Origin of the sequence: Pseudomonas sp. MOIL14HWK12:I2 (assembly GCF_000510745.1) — a bacterium.
In the GTDB taxonomy this organism is placed as follows: Bacteria; Pseudomonadota; Gammaproteobacteria; order Pseudomonadales; family Pseudomonadaceae; genus Chryseomonas; species Chryseomonas oryzihabitans.
Window position 1 is genome coordinate 234,801 of sequence record NZ_AZOA01000009.1, and the last position, 22,275, is coordinate 257,075.

A 22,275-nucleotide genomic window follows, 5' to 3' on the forward strand; every position below is an offset into this window, starting at 1 on the left:
GCGACCCCACGCCGCAGTCGCGATCCTTTCTCTAGAACAGCGCCTTAGACGGTTGGTTCCCTCTGGGTAGATAGCCGGCTATCGACTTGCGCGCTCAGCAACCGGCGAGCAATTCCTGCTCCACATCCAGCCCGGCATCGCGCATCTGCGCCAGCTTGTACCTGAGGGTGCGAGCACTGATGCCCAGGCGCTCGGCGGTCTCCTTGCGGCGGCCGCGTTCGGCCTTCAGGGTATCGAGGATCACTTGGAATTCCCGGTCGCGCAGATCGGCGTCCAATGGACGCGCGGCATCGGCTGCGCCTGACGTCAGCACGGGCGCTGCAGCAGGCGTCTGGGAGACACCGGTCGCCAGCCAGTGCAGTCCGAAATCCTCGGCCTGGAGCTGGTGGCCCGGTTGCAGGATCAGCGCCCGCTGCACGGCATTGTCCAGTTCGCGCACATTGCCCGGCCAGGGATGCTCGGCCAGGGCCTGGCGCGCGGCGGCGCTCAGGGCCGGTACCGGACGATTCATCCGCGCGGCCTGAACCGCCAGCAGCCGTTCGGCCAGGGGCACGATGTCGGCCGGTCGCTCGCGCAGCGGCAGCCAGGCCAGCGGAAAGACCGACAGTCGATAGAAGAGGTCTTCACGGAAGCGCCCGGCAGCCACCTCCTCCGCCAGCCTGCGGTTGCTGGTGGCCACCACGCGGATGTCCAGCGCCAGCGGCTTGCGCGCTCCGACCCGCTCCACCTCGCGCTCCTGCAGGACCCGCAGCAGCTTGGCCTGCAGCCCCAGCGGCATCTCGGAGATCTCGTCCAGGAGCAGGGTACCGCCCTGGGCCAGTTCGAACTTGCCCGGCTGGGCGGCGATGGCGCCGGTGAAGGCGCCCTTCTCGTGCCCGAAGAGGATGGCTTCCAATAGGTGATCGGGGATGGCCGCGCAGTTGACCGCCACGAAGGGGCCGTCCGCCCGCGCCGATTGATCGTGGATGAAGCGCGCCAGTACCTCCTTGCCGGTGCCCGACTCGCCGGTGATGAGCACCGTGGCCTCGCTCCGGGCGACCCGGCTGGCCAGCTCCAGCAACTGCCGACTCTGGGGATCGGCCGCCACCGGCTGACGCGCACCGGGCGCGCGGCGCCCCTGGGGGCAGCAGCGCGCCAGTGTGTCCAGCAGCAGGCGCGGCTCGAAGGGCTTGACCAGATAGTCCGCCGCCCCGCCGCGCATGGCCTCGACGGCGCGTTCGATGCTGCCGAAGGCGGTCATCAGCAGCACCGGCAGCGCCGGATCGCGCAGCCGGATACTGGCCAGCAATTGATGACCGTCGATGCCGGGCATGTTGACGTCGCTGATCACCAGGCCGAAGGGCTCCTCGGCCAGCGCCAGCAATGCCGCTTCACCGCTGTCCACGGCGCGATAGCGGTAACCGCCGAGCTCCAGGGTATCGGCCAGGGCTTCGCGCAGGGCGCGGTCGTCTTCCACCAGCAGGATGGGCAGGGTCATGCCGAGGTCTCCTCGCTCGCCAGCAGGGGCAGGATGAAGGTCACCACCGTGCCACGCCCCACCCGCGAGCGCACGGTCAGCCGGCCGCCGTGGGCCTTGGCCATCGCCAGGGCCACCGGCAAGCCGAGACCGGTGCCGGTGGTCTTGGTGCTGAGAAAGGGCTCGCCCAGACGCTGCTGGACCGCCAGCGGAATGCCCGGACCGCTGTCGCTGATCACCAGGCGCAACTCGCCGTCACGGCGATGGAGATGCACCTTGAGTCGTCCCGGGCGGCCACTGCCCGCCATGGCCTGCAGGGCGTTGTGGATGAGGTTCAGGGCGGCGCCCACCAGCATGTCGCGGTTGCAGGCGAGCAGCCCGCCCTGGGCATCCAGTTGCCAACGCACGGGGCAGTCGCCGAGATGAGGGGTCGCCGCCTCGCGTAGGGCAGCGAACAGCGCGCTGGGGGTCAGTCGATCCGCCAGGGGCAATTCGCCGCGAGCGAATACCAGCATGTCGCGGACCTGGTTTTCCAGTTCATGCAGCCGCTCCTTGAGCCGGCTGGCGAAGCGCTGTTGCTGCGCCAGCGCCAGGCCGCCCTCCTCCAGATGGCTGGCATAGAGCAGCGCCGCGGTCAGCGGGGTACGGATCTGATGCGCCAGCGAGGCCATGGTCCGACCCAGCGCCGACAGCCGCTCATGCCGTGCCAATTCGCCCTGCAAGTGACGGGTTTCGGTAAGGTCGTTGAGCAGCACCAGTTGTCCCGGCTCGCCATCCAGGGAGCGGATGGCGATGGACAGGCGCCGGCCGTCGCGCAGGGACACCTCGTGGCCGTCGTCATGGCGCGGGGCAAAGGCCCTGGCGATCACCGTACGCCACAACTCGCCTGCCAGGGGCTCACTGAGCAGGGCCTGGGCCACGGGGTTGGCATCGCGCACGCGCCCGGCGCCGTCCAGCACCACGATGCCAGCGGGCAGGACGTCGAGCAGATTCTGCAGCCGGCTGGCCAGGCGCTCCTTTTCCGCCAGCTCCTGCAGACGCTGGGCAGACACCCACTCCAGTTCGCCCTGCAGCGAATTCATCCGGGCTTCGAGCAACTGGAAGGATTCGCTCAGCTGGCGCGACATCTGCCCCAGGGCTTCACGGGCCTGCGCGGAGGCGGAAGCCTCCACGGCAGCGTCGGCAGGGACGGCGGAAGAAAGGGCTTGCGCAGGCATCGGCTGGGGCTCGCGACGGACAATTGACATTGTCCAGGCTGGAGCAAGACCCATGCCGTCCTGGCGCCAAAGCGCCGTAGCGCGGAAAACGGCGCGGCCTTTTCCACTTGCCACGCTAAAAAATAAGGTGGATGAGGCTGCGCCGTCATCCACCCTACGTTGACCCATTCAGCGCTACAGAAGGATCGCTAGATCTCTTCGTCGAACTCGTCGTCGCGACGGCCCATGCCGTACTTGCGCATCTTCTCCACCAGGGTGGTCCGGCGGATGCGCAGTCGCTCGGCGGCACGTGCCACCACGCCACCGGCATCGTCCAGCGCCTGCTGGATAAAGCTCTTTTCCAGGTTGGCCAGGTAGTCCTTGAGATCCAGGCCTTCGCTCGGCAGCAGCGCCGAGGACGACACCTCGACCGTCCCGATCCCGGCCATGGCTTCGCGCTCCTGCAATTCCTCGCGAAGAGACTCCACCATGGGATCGGCTTCATCTTCCACGTAGCGGAACTTGAGCGGCAACTCGGCCACGCCAATGACGCCATAGGGATGCATGATCGCCATGCGTTCCACAAGGTTCGCCAGTTCGCGGACATTGCCCGGCCACTCGTGGCGGCACAGCGACATGATGGCCGCCGAGTTGAAGCGGATGGAGCCCCGCTTCTCGTGTTCCATCCGCGCGATCAGTTCGTTGATCAGCAGCGGGATGTCTTCACCCCGTTCGCGCAGGGGCGCCATGTCGATGGGGAAGACATTGAGGCGGTAGTAGAGGTCTTCGCGGAAGGTGCCCGCGGCGATCATCTGCTCCAGGTTCTTGTGGGTCGCCGCGATGATGCGCACGTCCACGCTCTGGGTCTTGTTGCTGCCTACCCGCTCGTAGGTCCGTTCCTGCAGCACGCGCAGGAGCTTGACCTGCATGGGCAGCGGCATGTCGCCGATCTCGTCGAGAAACAGGGTGCCGGTGTTGGCCAATTCGAAACGACCGGCGCGACTGGTGATGGCGCCGGTGAAGGCGCCCTTCTCGTGGCCGAACAGCTCGCTTTCCAGCAACTCGGCCGGAATGGCGCCGCAGTTGACCGGCACGAAGGGCGCCTCGCGGCGCTTGGAATGGAAGTGCAGGTTGCGCGCCACCACCTCCTTGCCGGTACCGGATTCACCGAGGATGAGTACCGTGGCCTCGGTATCGGCCACCTGCTGCATCATCTTGCGTACGCCCTGGATGGCGCGGCTGGTACCCACCAGGCTGCGGAACAGCTCGGGCTCGCGCTGACGCCCGCGATCCCGAGCCTGGTCGTACATCTCGCGATAGACCTGGGCACGGTGCAGGGAATCCAGCAGCTTGTTGTAGGCCAGCGGGTATTCGAGGGAGACCAGCACGCGGCGGCGGACCTCGTCCGGCCATTCCGGCTGCGCCGCTTCGCCGAGCAATAGCAGCGGGACCATCTCGTCCCAGGCCACCACCTGCTTGAGCAGCTCGACGCTGTTGCCGCGGCTGTCGACACGACCGACCAGCACACAGCTGATCTGCCGACTGCTGTCGAGCGCTTCGAGGGTGGCTTGCCAATCGGAACTGGTACAGGCGAGGTGAGCTTCGCCGAGAAAATCGAGAATGACCGATACCGCCTTGCGCCGCTCGGCTTCATCGTCGATCAGAAGGATCTTGGTTTCACGCCACATGTCCCTGCCCCAATTCGGCTTGTCGGTTCGCTACGCGCAGGAGTCGCCTGCATCCAAGTGCCAACTGGTCGGCATCTTGCGCAAGTTAAGACAAATTGTGATGCGGGGTCAATTTTATGGCGGCGAAATATCCAAACTTTGAATTACCGTCCAACAGATGACAGTCAACCGAACAGTTGATAGACCTTGGCGGCCTGATTCGACTTGTTGAGCTTGGTCAACTCCTGGGCGGTAGCATCCCGCTCTGCCTTGCAGCTCTGCAGCAGGGAGGCATAAAGCGCCAGCAGGCGCTCGAGGCTGGCACGCAGGGCTACGGCCTCGTCACCCGTGGCATACATGGCTTCGTCGACGAACAGCCGGCAATCCAGATCCAGTTCGGCGATCCGCGTCCAGTCTCCGGCCTTGAGCGCAGCGGCCATCTGCTCATAGACGAGCTCGACGCGTTCCACCGGGGTCTTTTGCATGGCGACGTTCATCGGTCGACTCCAGATCAGGGGGCAATGGCATCCCAGCCGGATTTGATCTCGCGGATCAGGCCGGATACTTCTTCAAGGATAACAGGATCATTGTTGCGGTTGGCTTCGCTGAGCCGGCGGATCATATAGTCATACAGACGATCCAGGTTGGTGGCGAGCTCGCCACCCTGCTCGAAATCCAGGACGTCCTTCAGACCAGCGATGATGGATACCGCCTTGCCGATCAGCTCGCCCTTCTCCGGCAGCCAACCCCGCTCAAGCGCGCCTTGCGCCTTGGCCAGACGATCCAGGGCGCCCTGCATGAGCATCTGGATCAGCTGATGGGGACTGGCTTCGAACACCTGCGCCTGCAGGCCGACCTGCTGGTATTGGCGCATGGCTGTCATTGCGTTCATGTCACGACCTCTGTGTGTTTCCGATACTTTCTTTATCGGTCATGACGCGAATTACTTGACCCCTTTATCGACCGGATTGGCCGAATCGGCCCACTCAACTCTTGTTGGCGAAGGGCATGGCCGCCAGCTGTTGGGAGAGCGAGGACGCGGTGGTCGACAACGACGAGTACAGCTGGTCCATGGCGTTGTATTGCTTGTAGAGACGATCCGAGAGCGCGGTCATACGCGTGTTGAGCGTGGCGGTCTGGGCGTCCACGTTCTTCAAGGTGGTGCTCAGGGAGTTCGAACGCTGCTCGAGAATGCCATTGGTCATGGTATAGGGATCGAGCTTACCCTTGAGCCGCGCCGCTATGCCCTGGTCGCCAGTGAAGAAGCTGGACAGGTCACTGAAGTTGGAGCTCACCATACTGCTCAGCTTGGTGTCGTCGATGGCCAGGGTGCCATCCTTCTGGGTGGTGATACCCAGGTCGGCCAGCGCCTTGACGGCGCCTGTCCCCTGCATGGTGCCAAGCTCGCTGCGGATGGTGGTCGTGAGGCCGCGAGCAGTCGCATCCCCCACCAGCGCAGCCGCGATGGGCGAGCTGTTGTCCCCGACCTTCGTCACCGAGGTCTGGGTCTTGATGACACCCATGAGCTTGTTGTAGGCATCCACGAAGCCCTTGATGTTGCCCTTGACACCCGACTCGTCCTGGCTGACGCCGACGGTCATCGGACTGTCCGCCGGGGTGGTGGCCTTGAGGGTGAAACTTAGACCATCGACCGCATTGCTCACCGTGTTCGAAGCGCTGGTGACCTTCAGACCATCGATGGTCATCTGGGCACTCTTGGCTTTGGAGAGCGAATGGGCGGCGGCAGGATCGCTGGAGTCACTGTTGCTTGGCGTGTAGGCCAGCTTGGTCAGACTCTGTTTGCCCGAACCATCATCACCACTCACCGACACCGAGATGTCATTACCGTCACCGGTCTTGGTGCTGCTCAATACCAGTCGTGAACCCGTGTCGTCATTGACGACACTGGCACTGATGCCCTGGTTCTGTCCGGCCTTATTGATGGCATCGCGGATGCCACTCAGGGTGTTGTTGGTGGCATCGACCTGAATGTCCGAGAGCTTGGTATCGCCGATCTTGATGCTCAGCGTGCCCTTGCCGAAGGTGGTGGGAGTCGTAGTGGAAGTCTTGTTATCGCTGGCAGTCGTGGTGGAGGTGGCTGGTACGGACGCCAGGGCCACCTTGCTACTGCCAGCCAGCTGAGTGACTGCGACCTGATAGCTCCCGACGCTGGCGCTGGTACTGGCCGTGGCCGTGAGATAGTCGCTTTTCGACAGGGTGACGGCCCGCGCCTGGAAGCTGGTGGGGCTATTGAGCGTGGTCAGCGCGGTCTGGAATTCGCTGATGGCGCCCTTCAGGGAACCGATCGCGGTGAGCTGCGCGGTCGCCTTGGTTTGCGTCGCGTTCAACTGATCCATCTTGGGTGCTTTTTCGGCGGCCACCATCTTGGTGACGATGGAATCGATGTCCAGTCCCGAGCCGCCAATCCCGCTGATACCTGCCATGTCGCTATCCCCCTGCCAACGTTACGTCGTCGCCCCTGCGTTCAGGTAGCCTGATACAAGTTCCGCGCCAACTAGGCTTTGGCCTTGAACATCAGGCTGCGCATCTCATCCAGCTGCTTGGCCAGCTTGAGCACTTCCTCGCTGGGCATCTGCCGGATGAGCTTGCCGGATTCGCCGTCCAGCACCTTGACCACCACCTCGCCGGTGGAGTCATCGATACTGAAATCCAGGTTGCGGTGGTCTTCCTGGAATTTCGATTTCAGCTTGGACAGGGCGCCATCCACGTTGCCGTCTTCCGGCTTCTCGGCCTTGTCCCCGTCGGCCTTGCTGGTCTGGGAAACCGGCTTGACCGTGGAGTCCACCGTGGGCGCCGCAGCGCTGAAGGACGTCGCGGCCGCGGGGCTCGATTGAACGCCATAGGGCCTTACCGCTGAAAAACCCGTTGTCTTGACGATGTCCATTGTAATGTCCTCACAACGCATGAAAGGGAGAAGGGGCGTCCCCCTTCTCCCTGCCTAGACCGATCTCTGCCCTTACTGGAGAAGGCTGAGAACCGACTGCGGCAGCTGCTTGGCCTGGGCCAGGATCGCGGTGCCGGCCTGTTGCAGCACCTGGTTCTTCGACAGGTTCGCGGTTTCCGCGGCGTAGTCGGTGTCCTTGATGCGGCTACGGGCGGAGGTGGCGTTCTCCGAGATGTTGGTCAGGTTGCTGATGGTGTTGTCGAAGCGGTTCTGCACCGCACCGAGGTCAGCGCGCTGGGAGTCGATGTTGGCCAGGGCCTGGTCGATCACGGACAGAGCCTTTTGGGCGCCGTCGGCGGTGGAGATGTCGACGTCGGAGACCTTGCTCAGCGAGGACTTGGTCGCACCGAAGATCGCAGTGGTATCACCCGTCATGGCGAAAGTGGTCGGCGAATCCAGCTTGACGTAGCCCATGGCTTGACCGCCGTTGGCGCGAACATCCACGGGGCCGCTGAAGCTACCATCGGACTTCTGCGACGAGACGCTGATGGCGCCTGCAGCGTTACCGGTATCCGCACCGAAAGTTACGTTTTCGCCGGTGGCCGAGGTGATGGTCAGCTTCTTGGACTGAGTGTCGTAGTTGGCGGTGACGCCCAGCTTGGCGGCGTTGGCATTGATCTGGTCAGCCATGTCCTTTGTGCTGGCTACGCCGACCAGGTTCAGCGAGTTGCTGCCCACGTTCATGGTCATGTTGGCCGCACCGCTGGTAATGGAGTCGGTTACGGTCAGCACAGTGCGCGCCGAAGCAGCGAGACCAGGAATCTGGCCATTCATGGCGCCAGCGATGGTCTTGGCCGAGTCACCGGCGGCGTAGGTCACCGGCTGGCTCTTGCCACCGCCCACAAGGGTGATGCTGCCGCTGGCGGTGAGCACACCACCGCTGCCCGCAACCGCACTGCCTGCGCTCGTGCCGGCACCGCTACCGATCTGGTTGGAACCCAGGGCAGTAGCCGAGGTGTCCTTCAGGGTGACGTCGATGGTTTCGTAGGCGTTGGCGCCGATCTGGAAGCTGGTGGTGCCGAAGGAGCCGTCCAGCAGCTTGCGGCCACCGAAGGTGGTGGTCTGGGCGATACGGGTCAGTTCGTTCTGCTGCGCGGTCACTTCCTTCTGCAGAGCGGAACGGTCGGCGTCGCTGTTGGAGCCGTTGGCGGACTGCACGGCCAGGTCGCGAATACGCTGCAGGATGTTGGTGGACTGCTGCATGGCGCCTTCAGCGGTCTGCGACAGGGAGATACCGTCGTTGGCGTTGCGAGTCGCCTGGTTCAAACCGTTGATCTGGTTGGTCAGACGGTTGGAGATCTGCAGACCGGCGGCATCGTCCTTGGCGCTGTTGATACGGCTACCGGTGGACAGACGCTGCATGGAGGTGGCCAGGGAGCTGGACGCGTTCTGCAGGTTACGCTGAGTGTTCAGGGAAGGGATGTTGGTATTGACGGTAAGTGCCATGGTGGCGTCTCCAGTTGAACCTTGTGTGCCTGAGCATGCGAATGGGACCTGCTTGCTCAGACGCCCCTGTATTTCGCATTCATCTTGTTTATCGGCGCCTGTCGCTAGAACTTTAAGGGTGTTTGGCGATTTTCTTCGCCAGACACTTGACAGTGATCAAACGCCGGAGAGTGACATCCAGGTTATCGACGGGAGAGCCGTTTTATTTAATGGCGAAGCGCACTTTTCATCGCGACGTTCAACCGGGTAGCCATCCAGCCTGCCAAACGTCCAGATTGCAGCCTTCAAGCATCCACTGTTGGAGCACCTGTTCACGCAGCAGATCGCCCTGTCGCGCGGTGGCATCCAGATCGGCCAGCTGACTGCGAATGGCATCGCACCAGTCCTTGAATCTGTTGCGCACCCGGGTGACCGGCAGATCACCCCGGTAGGGCTCGATATCCGAGCACACCACCGGGAAACCGCAGGCGCCATATTCGAGCAGCCGCAGGTTGGTCTTGCAGCGGTTGAACAGGTTGTCTTCGAGCGGCGCAATGGCCAGGTCGAGATTCAGGCTGGCCAGCTTGGCCGGGTAGTCATTGATGAAGACTCCCGGATGGAACTCATGCACATAGGGTCTGAGTCGGTCGGGGCACATCCCGAAGAGGACCCACTCCACTTCATCGGCAAGCGCCTGGACGACATCCACCACCAACTCCAAGTCGCCGGTATGGCTGCTGCCCCCCGCCCAGCCCACTCGTGGCTTGCGTCCCTGCCTACGCAGGCTCTGCCGCCCCGCCCACCAGCGTGGAGGCAGGAAGTTCGGTACGACGCGTATATCGGTATTCATACCGGCCAGAGCACTGCTTAGCGCCGGCGTGGAAACCACCAGGCGGTCGCAGGTCGCCACGGCCTGACGCAGCGCCTTGAGGATATCCTTGGGTATCGAGGCGCGATGCATGCTCTTGAGCGGCAAGTTCGGCAGATAGTCGTCCAGCTCGAACACCGTGAAGGTGCGCGACAGCCTCTGCAAGCGACGCAGGCTGTCACGCTGGTCATCGGTGATCTGCCGCTGCAGAACCAGGGTATCGACCGAAAAACGCTCCAGCTCCAGAGGCGTCGGATGCTGGGCGCAGATCAGCCCTTCCACCCGGCCGGCATCGCGCAGCGCCATCAGCGGCTGACGTATCCGGTAGTGGCCGCAGCCCGCTTCGTCGGCGGGACAGACCAGGATCTGTGGCAGGACAGCCTGCTGCAGGCGTCGCGTACCGTATTCGAAGCTGAAGCCGCTGCCGGCCAATGAGAGCTGGGGGTTGTAGGCTGGATCCCGTGCCAGCACGGGGAGCCAGTGTTCCTGCAGCGCCTCGCGCTCCGTCGCTCGTTGCCGATCGACCAGCGTGCCGTCCAGGCCTTCTTGGATAACGGTCGCCTGGGGTGTCCAGACGTTGAGATAACCCGCCTGCCGCAGGCGCAGGCAGAAATCCACCGGGCCATAGGCCAGCGGAAAGCGCTCGGCATCCCAGCCATCCAGCGCCAGGATCAATTCGCGCTTCAGTAACAGGCAGCTCGCACCCAGGGCGCTGTAATCCTGCACCAGTTGCAGACGACTCAGATAGCCAGGCGTCTGCAGGTCCTCTCCGGCGAAGGCGGCACTGGCCCCATCGTCCAGGCCCAGCAGCAGGCCCGCTTCGAGGATCCGCCCCTGGGGATCACAGATGCGTGGTCCAACGGCGCCGACCTCCGGCCGCTGTCCCTGATCGAGCAGAATCTCCAGCCAGTCCGGTTGCACCAGCACGCAACTGGGCTCGAGCAGCAGCAGGAAGTCCGCCGCGCTGGCCTGGGCCACGGCGTTGATCAGCGCGGAGCGATTCGGCTCGCCAGCAAAGCGCCAGACCTTAACCTGTTCGGCACCCAGCGCCTCCAGGTCATCCAGCCAGCGTTGAGTCGCCGGCTGCCGGCTGCCGTAATCGACCAGCAGCACCTCGAAACGGGCATAGCGAGTCTGTTCCAACAGGCTGTCCAGACAGCGCTGGACGCGCTCCAGCTCATCCAGCACCGGGATGACCACCGATACGCTGGGGGTCGCCTGATGGCCATAGGTGATGTGATACCGTCGAGGCAGAAAGGCTTCGACCCGGGCCTCGGCAAAACCGCGCGCCTGCACGTGCTGCTCCAGCGCCACCTGCTCAGCGGGCTCCACGGTCAAGGCGGGGCTATCCGCGACCAGCAGGACCTCGGGCAGATGTTCGATACCGGCTCCGGCATGGCGCTGGATCACCCGCAGCAGCAGATCCAGAGGTGCCGCAGTGCCGTAGGCGGGCTCCAGGCCGCCCAGGGCGAGTAGGCTCGACTGACGCACGGCCCAGTGCCGGCCGAACAACGCCGGAAAGCTCAGCAGCAGATCCAGGTTGAAGTCCGGGCGAAAGCAGGCGCCGATCGCGCCTTCGGCAGAGCGCTGCAATTCGTCGGCGAAACAGGCATGACTCGCCTGCCCCTCGGGATCCTGCAACTGCAACCGGGCCAGCATCGAGATGAACAGCAGTAGGCCGCTGCGAGTGAATTCGCCACCGGCGTCCAGGGTCAGCCACCAGTCGCAAGCCCCATTGCCCTGCTCCTGCATTCGGGCCGAGGCAACGTTCATGACCTCTCCTGCCCCGACCGGCAGCCATTCGACGCCGGCCTCCAGGGTGACGGGCGCAGGCGCCGGGCTGACTACCACGGCGGTCCAGGCCGTACCCAGGGTCTCTTGCAGACTGGCCAGGGTTCGCTCCACCGCAACGGCGTTCTGGCCGGCATCCAGAATCAGGATTCCCAGCAATTGCCGACCGCGGCCCAGCTCCTCAACCGGACGCTGCAGCGCCTCGCGCTCTGCCGCGATAGGCAGGCGGGCATCCAGCCAGGCCAGCAGACGCGGCACCAGGCCGACGGCCATCTCACCCATCAGTTGTGCCACGCGCTGGGCGGCATCGCCCGCCTGGGCAAGGTTGTAATAGGGTGCGCTGCGGGCGCTGGCCGCAATCTGGCGAGCCCGCTCGACAGGATCGCGCAGCAGGCGGCCAAGCGCATCGGGGAGCTCTTGCGCCGTGACGTCGGCGATACCGGCCTCCGCTGCATAGCAGGGTCCGAAGGGCATGTTGCCGGGATGCCGCAAATTGATGGCAGCGGTGCCGCTCAGCAAGGCTTCCACGCAGTAGTTGGAATCCACGGCGATCAGCACATCGGCGACCACCGGCCAGAGCGGACCGTCTTCGACTAGATAGAAATAGCGCCCCGGATCGGCCTGGCGTTCGCGCAGCAATTCAGCCACGCGTGTCTCGCCAAACTGAAAATTGGGCGGACGATCCTTGATCACCGGATTGAAGGTCAAGCCGCTACTGAACAGCTTCTCGCAAGCATCGATGAAGGCTGCCACGGTCCGTTCGAAAATGGCCTGGTCACCGTGGGCGCTATGGCCGCTCGCCCAGGTGGTGCCGAACACCACGATGGGTTCTCCGACGCGCAGACCATGCCTGGCATGCAGGGCCGCGGCATGCTCGGCACGGGCGGCCCGCCGCGCGGGAATGCCATCCCAGGCCGGATTGCCAGTGACCCTCAGGCGCTCCGGCGGCACCCCATAATCCAGATAGCCCTCCAGGCCACGCTGGCCATAGACGGCGGTGATGTCGGCGACCTGGCGCCCATGCACCGTGTAGGGATCGTTCAGCGCCAGGGCGTGGGACAGGTGCAGGGAGGGAATCCCCTGGGTACGCGCCCAGAGCATGGTCACCTTGGCGATGACCATCACGTCTTCACTGCCCAGCACCAAGCTCAGCCGGTAGTCGCGTTGCGCGCGGGCAAGGCTTTCCAGCAGCGTCACCACGGTGGGCAACTCGGCGTGCAGGAGGGCATCGATCAGGGCGTGCAGCGCGGTCCAGTCTTCGTTGTGCAGACGCGCCGGTGGCCCCTGATCGAACCAGAGCTGCAGGCGGCTATGCCAGTGGTAGGTGTCGCGCTCGACGGCGAAGACGCCCGCATCGTCCAGCTCCTGATCCAGCACGAAGACTTTGCTACCCGCCTCGTCCAATACGTCCAGCAGCCCCTGCGAGACATAGGGCGACAGGGTGATCAGGGTCAGGGGACCGTGTCGGCGGAAGAACTCCCGCAACACCGGCAGTTGATTGTCCCAAAGGAAGGCGACGATGGCCGGGGCTTTCACGAGGGCGTTCTCCGTGCCGGAAAATACTGCCGCAACAGCGGCGTCATCAGGGAATAGTCGAGGCCACGCAACAGCTCTTCATGTTCGCCGGAGCCCTGGCGCCACGCGTCCAGTATGGTCATGGCCCGCTGATCGATCGCCTCCGCGGACTGCCAATCGCGCAATTGCCGAGCGGCTGATTCTGGCAGCAGCGCCAGCCAATCCAGCTGCGGATAGTGGCGCTGCAGAACTTCGCCAAGCATGAGCAACAACTGCTGGGCACGCAGGGAAGAAGTCGCCTCCGCCTGGCTTGCCGCCAGCGCCTCGGCACCCGGCGCCAGGCGCAGAGGATCACTCAGGGCCTGGTCGCGCTCGGCGAGCTGCTGCAATGCGTCCGCAGGATCCACCGCCCCGGGACGCTTCTCTGCCGCGACCAGGCAGCGTCCACTTGCCCGGGGTGCCAGCGTGGCGAAAACCTCCTGTTCCAGGCGCAGCGCCCAGGTCAGCAGCGGCTCGTCGTTGGCGAGCCAGGACAGCAGCCGCCGCCACTTGTGTCTGTGCCTGAGCCCCCGATACAGCCAAGCATTGTCCCAGAGCCCGGCATAGGGTTCGACGGCGATGACAGCCAGCCCCTGGGCGCTCAACTGGCTGATCAGGTCGCGTACGGCATAGCAAGGCGTCCGCTGATCCTGGGCTGTCAGGCGCCGACCGAACCCCTGCCAGTGCTCCGCCGGACGTACGTCCAGTACCAGTCGCCCGCCCTCTTCCAAGGCAGCGGCGTAGTCATGCCAGCGCTGTTCAGCCGTTAGACTTGCCGGTAGCGCGGCATAGGCCTGCATATTGCGGGTCGCCGGTACGGACAGCTGGTCGGCGCTCACCCGCAGGGGTTCGGCTGCGGGATCCAGTTGGCGCCGGGCGAAGGCATCTTCCACCTGCTGCCGCAGGCAATCGATCCCGGCATTGCCGAAGAGCCAGGGACCGTCTGATAACGGCAGGTCGGTCGAGGTCCAGTCCCGGGCAACCGGTGAGCCGCCGTCGTACTCGATCATGATTGCAGCAGCCTGCCAAGCACGAAGGCTTCTGCCGCGGCCATGCCGACACAGGCACCACGCCAACGGGCAAGATGCTCGACTGCCTTCAGCGAGCGCGGGTGCGGCCAGGCGCGCATTTCCATGGCATAGGCATCCAGGGCCTGCAGCTTGAGCGTCAGCACGGAATCGATATCGACGAACCAGTTCGGCAGGAAGGCCGGTGCGCTGTGAGGAGGCTGCCATTCGGTGGACGAGGCGACTTCGAAGAACAGCAGGGTATGCACCGGATGACCCGGTTGCGGGCGGCACGCGGTGACTACCGCTTCGTGCAGGCGTCGATGATCGATGTTCACGTCGCCACACCAGTGGCCATAGACGATACCGGGCCGCAGCTCGCCAATCAGGGCTTCGACGGGCTTGACCAGATCCAGCAGATCGAGGCTGTCGAGGCGATTGTCCGGCAGGTCGAGACGGGTCAGGCGATCCACTCCCAGAATGCGATTGGCGTCGTCGGACGCCTTCTCGAGGGCGAGGCGCTCCGCCTCCTCGGGTGTGCCGCGACTGTAGAGCCCCTGGGCCATGATGACGACATGCACCTCGTCCCCCCGTGCCTTGTGCTGGGCGATAGCGCCACCACAGCCAAGAATCTCGTCGTCCGGATGGGCGGCGATGACCAGAACGCGTTCGTTGCTCATGAGCTTTTCTTCTCGGGTTTGCGCGCCACCAGCGACCAGGTGGCTATGCACAGGCCATCGGCCGGCTCCAGGCGCTGGGCACGTCGTTCTTCGAGGTGCAGCAGGTCGAAATCGGTGAAGAGTTCGCGCAGCTGGGCCTCATCGGCAAAGTGCACCCGCCCCACCCCGGCAAAGGGCCCGGACGTGTAAGAGGTACGGGTATTGGCATCGGTATCGGGTCGCCCATGGACAACCTCCGAATGCGCGGTGGAAAACCAGTCCACGCCAATGAACAGCCCACCGGGCCGCAGGGCCGCCAGCACCTGGGCCAGGCAACGTCGGATGGCGGCGGTGGTGTTGTGAGTCAGACTGGCGCGATCAAGAATCAGCTCGAAGCCTGGCGTTAGCGGCCAGGCCTCGGTGAAGTCAGCGACGAGCAACCTCTCTCTGAGCGGCGGAAAGCGTTCTTGCAGCTGAGTGACCATGGTCGGACTGCCATCGAGGCCGTGGTAGTCGACCCCGAGCTGCAGAAAAAACGGGATGTTGGCACCCGCGCCACAACCGAGTTCCAGAACACGGTGGCCTGCGCCGAGCATGGGATGATGGCGCCGGGTCAGGCTGACTACATCCGACCAGGGCCAGATGGACAGATGGGTATTGGCCGCATAGCGCTGCTCCCATTCGGCGGAAAAGGTCATGGCTGACTCCTGAAGGGGGTGATCGATTCGGGCTGATTGAACCACCAGTCGACCACGCCTAGGCCGGGACTGAACTCGCCCCAGAGCTGAGGATAGGATCGCGGCACGAACGCCTGGTACTCCACGGCTATTCCGGCGTTGGTAAACGACGCCTCATCCAGATAGTCACGCCCAAGGCTACCCGATACATAATGTCTAGCCCCCAGGCGCTGGCAGATTTCCAGTACCAGCGCCGACTTGCGCTGCCGCAGGTCGAGGTCGCTCGCGCGCAGCACGGGTGTCGAGATCCGCAATTCGTCGAGCCAGAAGCGCAGCTGGCGCCAGCACCAGGCCGAGAGCAAGTCTTCAGGTTCGGCGTAGAGGGCCTCAAGACGCGCAAAGCGCATGGCGAAATGCGGAGTGCGCCGATAATTCAGCGCCAGCGCCTTGAGGTGGTCGGCGCGCCAATCGCGCGAATTGTCGATACGGGTCTCGCTCAGATCGCTGTTCAGGTGGCCGCGACTGGATACCGGTATGCTCAGCCACTGGATGCCCTGAGGGGTCTTGATGCGATTGCGATTGATGAAGCTGTTCTTCTCGAATTGCACGGTATCGAGAAAGACGAAACGGTCGACCTGGGCGATGCGATCGAAGTAACCGAGCCAGGGTAGATAAGCAGGCTGATGAATGGCCACCCTCACACCCAGTCCTCCAGCCACTCGATTTCACCCGAAGCGCAGTATTCGAGGCGCAAGGGCGGCGGAAAAGCAGGGGGTATCTCGGGGCGAACCTCGACGAGGTATTTGACGCCCCGGTAAAAAAAGAAGGCTGGATGAGCCGCCTCCACTGCACGCAGATGCGGGATCCAGTCCGCAAAGGGTCGCGTCGGATCTATCTCGTTGTCCGCAGGCCGTCGGCGCTCGCGAAACGTACCTTCGCCCGACTGGGGTATGGCAGGAAAATCGCCTGTCGGCCAACGCTCCAGCAATCGACCGAGCACCTGTAGAAAGAGTGGCTCGNCCACCTGCCGGAGATAGGCCGCGGTGTACTCGGGACGTAATGGAAAGCTGGCCTGGACGATCAGATCACCCGTGTCGGCCGCTGCAGCGGCCCGAAAGCCGGTCACCACATAGCAGGGCTGATTCTCGACGATGCTGTAGTAGATCGGCGCCCACCCCCTGCCCTGGGGCAAGGCCGACGCATGGAAGACCAGTACTCGGTCCAGCGTTTCGGCAGGCAGCAGCCTGCGATAATTGAAGGGTACGATGGCCGTGTAGCGCTCCGGCTCTGCCGGATAGTGCACGGCCAGGTCCACGACCACCCGAGATGACGGCAGCAGACGTTCCAGCAACGTAGCGGCCGGTGCCTCCGCCAGGTCATTGAGTAGCAGGCAGATCCTCGGCTTCACAGGTCGATCACCGCGCCTGCCAGGAAATCCCGCGAAGCCGATCGTCCCACCAAGCGTCTCTGGAAGGACGGCGGAAGTCCGATACCACCCGCTACCCGTCGCGCACCGAGGTTTTCAGCGCTGAAGAGCTCGCCGTGACGAATATCACGGGAGGCCACCAGCACACGTTGAAACTCACGCTTGTTCGTCAGCTCTTCCACCGTCGGACGGACATAGGGACGGCCCATCATGGCCGCCGCCTGGTGGATGTGTTCGATCCAGCACGCAAGACCCAGCGGATCTTCGGAAAACCAGTGATCCGGTCCGGGCAGATCGTGATCGAGGGTGAAATGCTTTTCGAACACACGGGCGCCGAGGGCCAGTGCCAATGCTGCAGCGAGAGGGCCCTGGGTATGGTCGGAAAACCCGACGGTGAGGCCGGGGAAGGCGTGCTGCAAGGTAGTCAGGCGGCTGAGGTGTACATCGTCTGGCGGCGTCGGATACTGGGAGGTACAAAGCAGTAGCACCAGCGGTCGACCGGCGAACCAGCCGACGCTTTCCAGCGCCTGATGCACCTCGGCCAGATCGCTCATCCCGCAGGACAGGATCAGCGGCAGATCTTCGCCAGCATAGCTTTCCAGCAGCGGCAGATTGGTGAAGTCGTCGGATCCGACCTTGATGGCAGGCACGCCGATCTGCAGCAATAGATCCAGGTCGGGTCGATTCTGCGGCGTTGAAAAGAAGGTGATATCGACGGCCTGGCAATGCGCCTTGATCGCCTGCCACTGCGCAGGAGCGAACTGATAGCGCTGGAACATCGCCAGCATGGGCTCGGTGACCGTATGGCCTTGCGAGCGGTAAGTGAAGGTTTGCTCGAGATCGCCGCAGAAATCCTCGGCCTTGAACGTCTGAAACTTGACCGCATCCGCACCGGCCGACTTGGCCACCTCGATCAAACGAAACGCCGTGTCCAGATCACCGTTGTGATTGATGCCAACCTCGGCAATGCAGTACGGCGGGTGCGCTATCCCAATCTCGCGGCCGGCGATGGCGAATGGACGTGGGTACATGCGAGCTTTCCTCCACCGCCTCAGCGTGCGGCCGACAATTCCATTAGGGCGTGGACGACTCTCTGGGTACCCAGACCATCCACCTGCTTCCAGGCCTGCGCCGACATCCGCGCCAATTGCTCGGGCGTCAGGGCGTGCAGCGCCTGCTGATAATCCTCGACTTCAAGCTCGGCACCTTCCCCCAGGATAAGTGCTGCCCCGCAGCGCTCCAGACCGGCCGCCAACTCGCGCTGGTTGTCGGACAGGATCGCCAATAGCGCTGGAACTCCCAGCGCGCAACGCTCCCAGGAGGAGGCGCCAGCAGCACCTAGGGCCAGATCGGCGTCCGCCAGCAACCGGGCCATGTAGTCGATCTGAATGTGCAGTCGCCACCCCGGCTGATCACACAGTGCCTGGAGCTCTGCCTGGTCAGCCTGCCCTGCTCCGACCACCACATCGACAATTAGGCCGGGGCGCCAGTTGAGCAGGGCTTGCAGCGCCAGCCGCGTCTGGCCCAGGTCATCACCGCCGGTGAAGAACACCAAGACCCGCTCCAGACGCCCCGCGCGCGGCGCCAGCCCTTCTCGCGCTTGCTTGAACTCGTCGCGCAGCAGTGCGTGTTCTGGCCCGTACAATTGCACGGCGTCGCGCAGCAGCAGGGATACGTAGCGCTGCTCCGGCCATGGATGATCGCCTGGGTCCAGCAGCAGATCACACGCCAGGGGACGGTTGGCGAGATCGTCCAGCACCAGGATGCGTCTGGCATGGCGGCGGACCTTGGCATGCCAGTCCGCGGCCAGGCCGTAATGATCGATCAGGCACCAGTCGAAGCATCGCTCACCCAGCAGGACTTGCATGCTTAGGAAGTCTTCCTCGGCGTCGATCCGCTGTTCGGGATAGCCAGGCGGCGATCCCAGTGGGGGTAACAGCAGGACTTCATAGGCTTGGGGGATCAGTGCGCGCCAGTCCGGCTCAGCGAGTCGGCAGACAAAGGTGAACTGCGCACCCTGTGCCTCCAGCGCCCTGGCCAGGGTGAGACAACGTGCCAGATGACCGCTGCCGATCATGGGCGAGGCATCCACACGCACCAGAATCCGCATCACCGCGGCGCCGCTCCCAGGGCGGCGAACATAACTTCAGCACGCCGCCAGTCCTCGGCCGTATCGATATCCTGCACCCGATGCCGCGGCAGCCATACGGGCAGCGAGTGCGGCGCATGCAGGGGTGCGCCCTGCGCCCAGGCCTCGGTGCGCCCCCAGTAGAACTGGCCGGCATCGTGGAAAGCCGGTTCCAGGTCCTGGGAACGGGTTTCGTAGAACTCCGGATAGAGCGATTCGACACCGCCATCCGGGCGCAGCCGCAACGCTCGCTGCACCGGCGAGGCGTAATCGGTGACGGTAAAGGCATAGGCCTTGTCCGGATGACCTTCGAGGATTTCCAGCCCCCGCGCCAGATCGGCCGGGGTCACAAAAGGTGCGGTAGCGTAGAGGCAACAGGCGTAGGCGAAATCTTCGTCCTGCTCGCGCAGCGCCGCTACCGCATGCTGGATCACCTCGACGGTACCGGCATGGTCATCCGCCAGCTCGGCGGGACGCAGGAAGGGCACCTCGGCGCCCCAGCTGCGGGCGACTTCGGCGATCTCTGCATCGTCGGTACTGACCACGACCCGGGTGAACAGGCCACTCTCCAGCGCCGCCTGAATGGAATAGGCGATCATCGGGCGGCCGTGGAAGGCCTTGATATTCTTGCGCGGGACGCGCTTGCTGCCCCCCCGGGCGGGAATGATGGCGATGGCGGTCACGCCTGTTTCTCCAGCAGGAACCAGGAGATGTCATCGGCCGGGAACAGCGGATCGCGGTGATAGACGAAGCCGTAGTCCAGCAGGCGCAGATCGGCATGGCGGTCGAGCAGTTCACCGGCGAAGTCGCGCTTGAACAGTCGCTCGGCATGGCCGCGATAGCTCACTTCCACCGGCGTGGGGTTGTAGTACTCGGCGACCAGAATGAAGCGTCGGCTGGCCTGGTACAGCTTGTCGTAGGCAGCCGGCAGCAAGTCGGGAGGCAGATGGATGAGTACGCCCTTGGTGAACGCCAGGTCGAAGCCCTTGGTCACGGGATAATCGAACAGCGAACCCTCCCAGATCTCGGCCACGTTCTGCGCCCGGGCCAGGGCGCAGGCCTTGCCGTTGAGCTCCACACCCTGCAACTGCGCCTGGGGCAACAGGGCTCGCAGGGCCTGCAGGTTGAGGCCACGGTTGGTGCCCAGTTCGAGTACGCTACCCAGGCCGCCGGCGCGCGCCAACGCGCGTCCGAAGAAGGCCAGGCTGCTGGCCACGGCTGCAGCGCCGGCGTTACGGTCGACGTAGGCATCGCCGAATTCACCCTGCCAGAAGCGCTCTTGCGCGGTCATCTCTCGCATGCTCCTTTCCTCTACTTCAACAACTCGACCAGCGCTTCAACCACACGATCCTGCTGGGCCTCGCTCAGGTCGGCGTACAGCGGCAGGCTCAGGGCCTGGGCGTAGTAGCGCTCGGCTTCTGGAAAATCGCCGGGTGCGAAGCCCAGGGCGCGGTAATAGGGCTGCAGGTGCACGGGAATGTAGTGCAGGTTGACGCCGATACCCGCAGCTCTCATCCCGGCGAAGACCTGATCGCGCTGGCCTTGCTCCACGCGGATGGGAAAGAGATGCCAGGCCGACTCGGCACCGACCTGATCGCCAAGGAGGCCGACCGGCAATTCTGCCAGCAGCTCCCGATAGCGCTGGACCAGGGCGCGCCGGCGCGCGATGAAGGGCTCCAGGCGGTCGAGCTGCGACAGTCCCAGGGCCGCCTGGATGTCGGTGATGCGGTAGTTGAAGCCCAGCTCCAGCTGTTCGTAGTACCAGCCACCCTGCCCTGCGGCCTGCAGCAACGCCGGATCGCGGGTGATGCCGTGGCTGCGCAGTCGCCGCAGCCGTTCGGCAAGGGCGGCATCGTTGGTGGTAAGCAGTCCGCCTTCACCAGTGGTGACGATCTTCACCGGATGAAAGCTGAACACGGTGATGTCGGCCTGGGCACCAGAGCCCACGGGCTGACCGGCGTAACGCGCGCCTATGGCGTGGGAAGCATCCTCGATCACCTTGAAGCCATAGCGGCGTGCCAAAGGCTGGATGGCGGCCAGGTCGCAGCTCTGGCCGGCGAAGGCCACGGGCACCAGGATCTTCGGCAGCCGCCCTGTCCGCTCGGCGACTTCCAGCTTGGCGGCCAGCGCCGGAACGCTGAGATTGAGGGTGCGCGGATCTATGTCGACGAAGTCGACGTCGGCGCCGCAATAGCGCGCACAGTTGGCGCTGGCCACGAAGGTATTGGGCGAAGTCCAGAGCAGATCCCCTGGCCCCAGGTCCAGCGCCAGGCAGGCGATATGCAGCGCCGCCGTGGCATTGCAGACGGCCACGCCATGCGTCGCTTCGCAGCGCCCCGCCACCGCCTGTTCGAAGCGCTCGATCATTGGCCCCTGGGTCAGCCAGTCGGAGCGCAGCACGGCGGTGACCGCGGCGATGTCCGCTTCGCTGATGGATTGCCGACCGTAGGGAATGGCGCTCATGGGCAGCGCTCGACCAGCTGGCGCAGCGCCGCGACGTCCAGATAGTCGGGGTTGCTGTCGGACAGGTATTCGAAGCCCGGCTCGACCGGATGTCCCTGCTCGCCCAGGCCATCAAGGGAGTAGTCGCACGGCTGGTTGAAGCTCAGCGCCGGCGCGATGACATAATGATGCGCGAATTCCAGGGTATGAGGACTGTCATCCCGGGAGATCATCATCTCGTGCAGCTTTTCCCCCGGACGGATGCCGACCTGGCGCTGCGGTAGATCCGGCGCCAGGGCAGTCGCCAGATCGACGATCCGCGCGGAGGGAATCTTGGGCACGAACAACTCGCCGCCCTGCATGCGCTCGAAGCTGCGCATGACGAAATCCACGCCCTCGTCGAGGGTGATCCAGAAGCGCGTCATGCGCGTATCGGTGATCGGCAGGTCCTCGGCGCCCTTGGCGATCAGCTTGCGGAACAGTGGCAGCACCGAGCCGCGGGAGCCGACCACATTGCCGTAGCGCACCACGGCGAAGGAGGTGTCGCGACTGCCGGCGATGTTGTTGGCGGCGACGAACAGCTTGTCCGACAGCAGCTTGGTGGCGCCATAGAGATTGATCGGACTGGCCGCCTTGTCGGTGGACAGGGCGATGACCTTCTTCACACCGTTCTGCAACGCCGCGGCGATGATGTTTTCCGCGCCATTGACGTTGGTACGGATGCATTCGGTAGGGTTGTATTCGGCCGCTGGCACCTGCTTCAGGGCGGCGGCATGTATCACCAGATCGATGCCGCGCATGGCCTGCTGCAGACGCTGCTCGTCGCGCACGTCGCCGAGAAAGTAGCGCATGCAGGGGGCATCGAACTCCTGGCTCATCTCGTACTGCTTGAGTTCGTCGCGAGAAAACACCACTACCCGTTTGGGCTGGTAGTCGCTTAGCAGCCGCTTGACGAAGGCGCGACCGAAAGAGCCGGTACCACCCGAGATGAAGATCGACAGGCCATCAAACATG

18 protein-coding genes and 2 pseudogenes are annotated in these 22,275 nt (G+C 64.2%); all 20 read right to left on the bottom strand.

The features are described 5' to 3' along the window. Window positions 1-94: 94 nt before the first annotated feature. A pseudogene (locus PSK12I2_RS0108200) lies at window positions 95-1,084 on the bottom strand (sigma-54 interaction domain-containing protein); the annotation flags it as partial. Window positions 1,085-1,195: 111 nt separating this feature from the next. Further along, a pseudogene (locus PSK12I2_RS25455) lies at window positions 1,196-1,477 on the bottom strand (response regulator); the annotation flags it as partial. Further along, window positions 1,474-2,673, bottom strand: a complete 1,200-nt coding sequence (locus PSK12I2_RS0108205) for a PAS domain-containing sensor histidine kinase (RefSeq protein ID WP_027598009.1) — start codon at window positions 2,671-2,673, stop codon at window positions 1,474-1,476. The gene PSK12I2_RS0108205 and the pseudogene PSK12I2_RS25455, both read right to left, overlap by 4 nt. A 188-nt stretch (window positions 2,674-2,861) precedes the next feature. Next, on the bottom strand, window positions 2,862-4,340 hold the full coding sequence (locus PSK12I2_RS0108210) for a sigma-54 dependent transcriptional regulator (RefSeq protein ID WP_027598010.1): 1,479 nt from the start codon (window positions 4,338-4,340) through the stop codon (window positions 2,862-2,864). Between the two features lie 164 nt (window positions 4,341-4,504). Further along, window positions 4,505-4,816 (bottom strand): flagellar protein FliT, encoded by a 312-nt coding sequence (locus PSK12I2_RS0108215; RefSeq protein ID WP_027598011.1) that lies wholly within the window; start codon window positions 4,814-4,816, stop codon window positions 4,505-4,507. Window positions 4,817-4,830: 14 nt separating this feature from the next. After that, the gene (gene fliS / locus PSK12I2_RS0108220; RefSeq protein ID WP_026083956.1) at window positions 4,831-5,211 is read right to left on the bottom strand and encodes a flagellar export chaperone FliS; all 381 of its coding nucleotides are present in this window, start codon (window positions 5,209-5,211) and stop codon (window positions 4,831-4,833) included. A gap of 94 nt (window positions 5,212-5,305) precedes the next feature. Beyond that, the gene (fliD, locus tag PSK12I2_RS0108225; protein WP_027598012.1) at window positions 5,306-6,763 is read right to left on the bottom strand and encodes a flagellar filament capping protein FliD; all 1,458 of its coding nucleotides are present in this window, start codon (window positions 6,761-6,763) and stop codon (window positions 5,306-5,308) included. 71 nt (window positions 6,764-6,834) lie between these two features. Continuing rightward, complete coding sequence (locus PSK12I2_RS0108230) at window positions 6,835-7,224, bottom strand: flagellar protein FlaG (RefSeq protein WP_256203957.1); 390 nt, start codon at window positions 7,222-7,224, stop codon at window positions 6,835-6,837. Between the two features lie 72 nt (window positions 7,225-7,296). Then, a complete protein-coding gene (locus tag PSK12I2_RS0108235) occupies window positions 7,297-8,730 on the bottom strand; it encodes a flagellin (protein ID WP_027598014.1) in 1,434 nt (477 codons plus the stop codon). Between the two features lie 238 nt (window positions 8,731-8,968). Further along, the gene (locus tag PSK12I2_RS23860; RefSeq protein WP_051398704.1) at window positions 8,969-12,904 is read right to left on the bottom strand and encodes a glycosyltransferase; all 3,936 of its coding nucleotides are present in this window, start codon (window positions 12,902-12,904) and stop codon (window positions 8,969-8,971) included. Beyond that, window positions 12,901-13,932, bottom strand: coding sequence for a hypothetical protein (locus PSK12I2_RS0108245; protein WP_027598015.1), 1,032 nt, complete (start codon window positions 13,930-13,932; stop codon window positions 12,901-12,903). Before PSK12I2_RS0108245 ends, PSK12I2_RS23860 begins: the two co-directional genes overlap by 4 nt. Further along, window positions 13,929-14,609: a PIG-L deacetylase family protein gene (locus PSK12I2_RS0108250; RefSeq protein ID WP_027598016.1), complete on the bottom strand. Its 681-nt coding sequence runs from the start codon at window positions 14,607-14,609 to the stop codon at window positions 13,929-13,931. The genes PSK12I2_RS0108245 and PSK12I2_RS0108250 overlap by 4 nt, the downstream gene beginning before the upstream one ends. Then, window positions 14,606-15,286: a bifunctional 2-polyprenyl-6-hydroxyphenol methylase/3-demethylubiquinol 3-O-methyltransferase UbiG gene (locus tag PSK12I2_RS24575; RefSeq protein WP_027598017.1), complete on the bottom strand. Its 681-nt coding sequence runs from the start codon at window positions 15,284-15,286 to the stop codon at window positions 14,606-14,608. Before PSK12I2_RS24575 ends, PSK12I2_RS0108250 begins: the two co-directional genes overlap by 4 nt. Further along, window positions 15,283-15,960, bottom strand: coding sequence for a WbqC family protein (locus PSK12I2_RS0108260; protein ID WP_177324644.1), 678 nt, complete (start codon window positions 15,958-15,960; stop codon window positions 15,283-15,285). Before PSK12I2_RS0108260 ends, PSK12I2_RS24575 begins: the two co-directional genes overlap by 4 nt. Before the next feature lie 709 nt (window positions 15,961-16,669). Next, a complete protein-coding gene (locus tag PSK12I2_RS0108270; protein ID WP_051398705.1) occupies window positions 16,670-17,722 on the bottom strand; it encodes an N-acetylneuraminate synthase family protein in 1,053 nt (350 codons plus the stop codon). Between the two features lie 20 nt (window positions 17,723-17,742). After that, on the bottom strand, window positions 17,743-18,801 hold the full coding sequence (pseG, locus tag PSK12I2_RS0108275; RefSeq protein WP_027598021.1) for a UDP-2,4-diacetamido-2,4,6-trideoxy-beta-L-altropyranose hydrolase: 1,059 nt from the start codon (window positions 18,799-18,801) through the stop codon (window positions 17,743-17,745). Continuing rightward, a complete protein-coding gene (gene pseF, locus PSK12I2_RS0108280; RefSeq protein ID WP_027598022.1) occupies window positions 18,801-19,502 on the bottom strand; it encodes a pseudaminic acid cytidylyltransferase in 702 nt (233 codons plus the stop codon). Before pseF ends, pseG begins: the two co-directional genes overlap by 1 nt. Further along, window positions 19,499-20,119 (bottom strand): pseudaminic acid biosynthesis-associated methylase, encoded by a 621-nt coding sequence (locus PSK12I2_RS0108285; RefSeq protein ID WP_027598023.1) that lies wholly within the window; start codon window positions 20,117-20,119, stop codon window positions 19,499-19,501. The genes pseF and PSK12I2_RS0108285 overlap by 4 nt, the downstream gene beginning before the upstream one ends. A gap of 11 nt (window positions 20,120-20,130) precedes the next feature. Continuing rightward, on the bottom strand, window positions 20,131-21,282 hold the full coding sequence (gene pseC / locus PSK12I2_RS0108290; protein WP_037007586.1) for a UDP-4-amino-4,6-dideoxy-N-acetyl-beta-L-altrosamine transaminase: 1,152 nt from the start codon (window positions 21,280-21,282) through the stop codon (window positions 20,131-20,133). Then, window positions 21,279-22,274 carry a UDP-N-acetylglucosamine 4,6-dehydratase (inverting) gene (gene pseB / locus PSK12I2_RS0108295; RefSeq protein WP_027598025.1) on the bottom strand — a complete coding sequence of 332 codons (996 nt, stop codon included), beginning with the start codon at window positions 22,272-22,274 and terminating at the stop codon, window positions 21,279-21,281. The genes pseC and pseB overlap by 4 nt, the downstream gene beginning before the upstream one ends. Between the last annotated feature and the right edge of the window lies 1 nt (window position 22,275).

Excerpts from the sequence above, each read along its gene's own strand:
- PSK12I2_RS0108285 (WP_027598023.1), bottom strand. The coding sequence starts at position 20,119 with ATGCGAGAGATGACCGCGCAAGAGCGCTTCTGGCAGGGTGAATTCGGC.
- PSK12I2_RS0108250 (WP_027598016.1), bottom strand. The coding sequence starts at position 14,609 with ATGAGCAACGAACGCGTTCTGGTCATCGCCGCCCATCCGGACGACGAG.
- pseB (WP_027598025.1), bottom strand. The coding sequence starts at position 22,274 with ATGTTTGATGGCCTGTCGATCTTCATCTCGGGTGGTACCGGCTCTTTC.
- pseG (WP_027598021.1), bottom strand. The coding sequence starts at position 18,801 with ATGCGGATTCTGGTGCGTGTGGATGCCTCGCCCATGATCGGCAGCGGT.
- PSK12I2_RS24575 (WP_027598017.1), bottom strand. The coding sequence starts at position 15,286 with ATGACCTTTTCCGCCGAATGGGAGCAGCGCTATGCGGCCAATACCCAT.
- PSK12I2_RS0108270 (WP_051398705.1), bottom strand. The coding sequence starts at position 17,722 with ATGTACCCACGTCCATTCGCCATCGCCGGCCGCGAGATTGGGATAGCG.
- PSK12I2_RS0108215 (WP_027598011.1), bottom strand. The coding sequence starts at position 4,816 with ATGAACGTCGCCATGCAAAAGACCCCGGTGGAACGCGTCGAGCTCGTC.
- pseC (WP_037007586.1), bottom strand. The coding sequence starts at position 21,282 with ATGAGCGCCATTCCCTACGGTCGGCAATCCATCAGCGAAGCGGACATC.
- PSK12I2_RS0108205 (WP_027598009.1), bottom strand. The coding sequence starts at position 2,673 with ATGCCTGCGCAAGCCCTTTCTTCCGCCGTCCCTGCCGACGCTGCCGTG.
- PSK12I2_RS0108230 (WP_256203957.1), bottom strand. The coding sequence starts at position 7,224 with ATGGACATCGTCAAGACAACGGGTTTTTCAGCGGTAAGGCCCTATGGC.
- fliS (WP_026083956.1), bottom strand. The coding sequence starts at position 5,211 with ATGAACGCAATGACAGCCATGCGCCAATACCAGCAGGTCGGCCTGCAG.
- PSK12I2_RS0108245 (WP_027598015.1), bottom strand. The coding sequence starts at position 13,932 with ATGATCGAGTACGACGGCGGCTCACCGGTTGCCCGGGACTGGACCTCG.
- fliD (WP_027598012.1), bottom strand. The coding sequence starts at position 6,763 with ATGGCAGGTATCAGCGGGATTGGCGGCTCGGGACTGGACATCGATTCC.
- PSK12I2_RS0108210 (WP_027598010.1), bottom strand. The coding sequence starts at position 4,340 with ATGTGGCGTGAAACCAAGATCCTTCTGATCGACGATGAAGCCGAGCGG.
- PSK12I2_RS0108235 (WP_027598014.1), bottom strand. The coding sequence starts at position 8,730 with ATGGCACTTACCGTCAATACCAACATCCCTTCCCTGAACACTCAGCGT.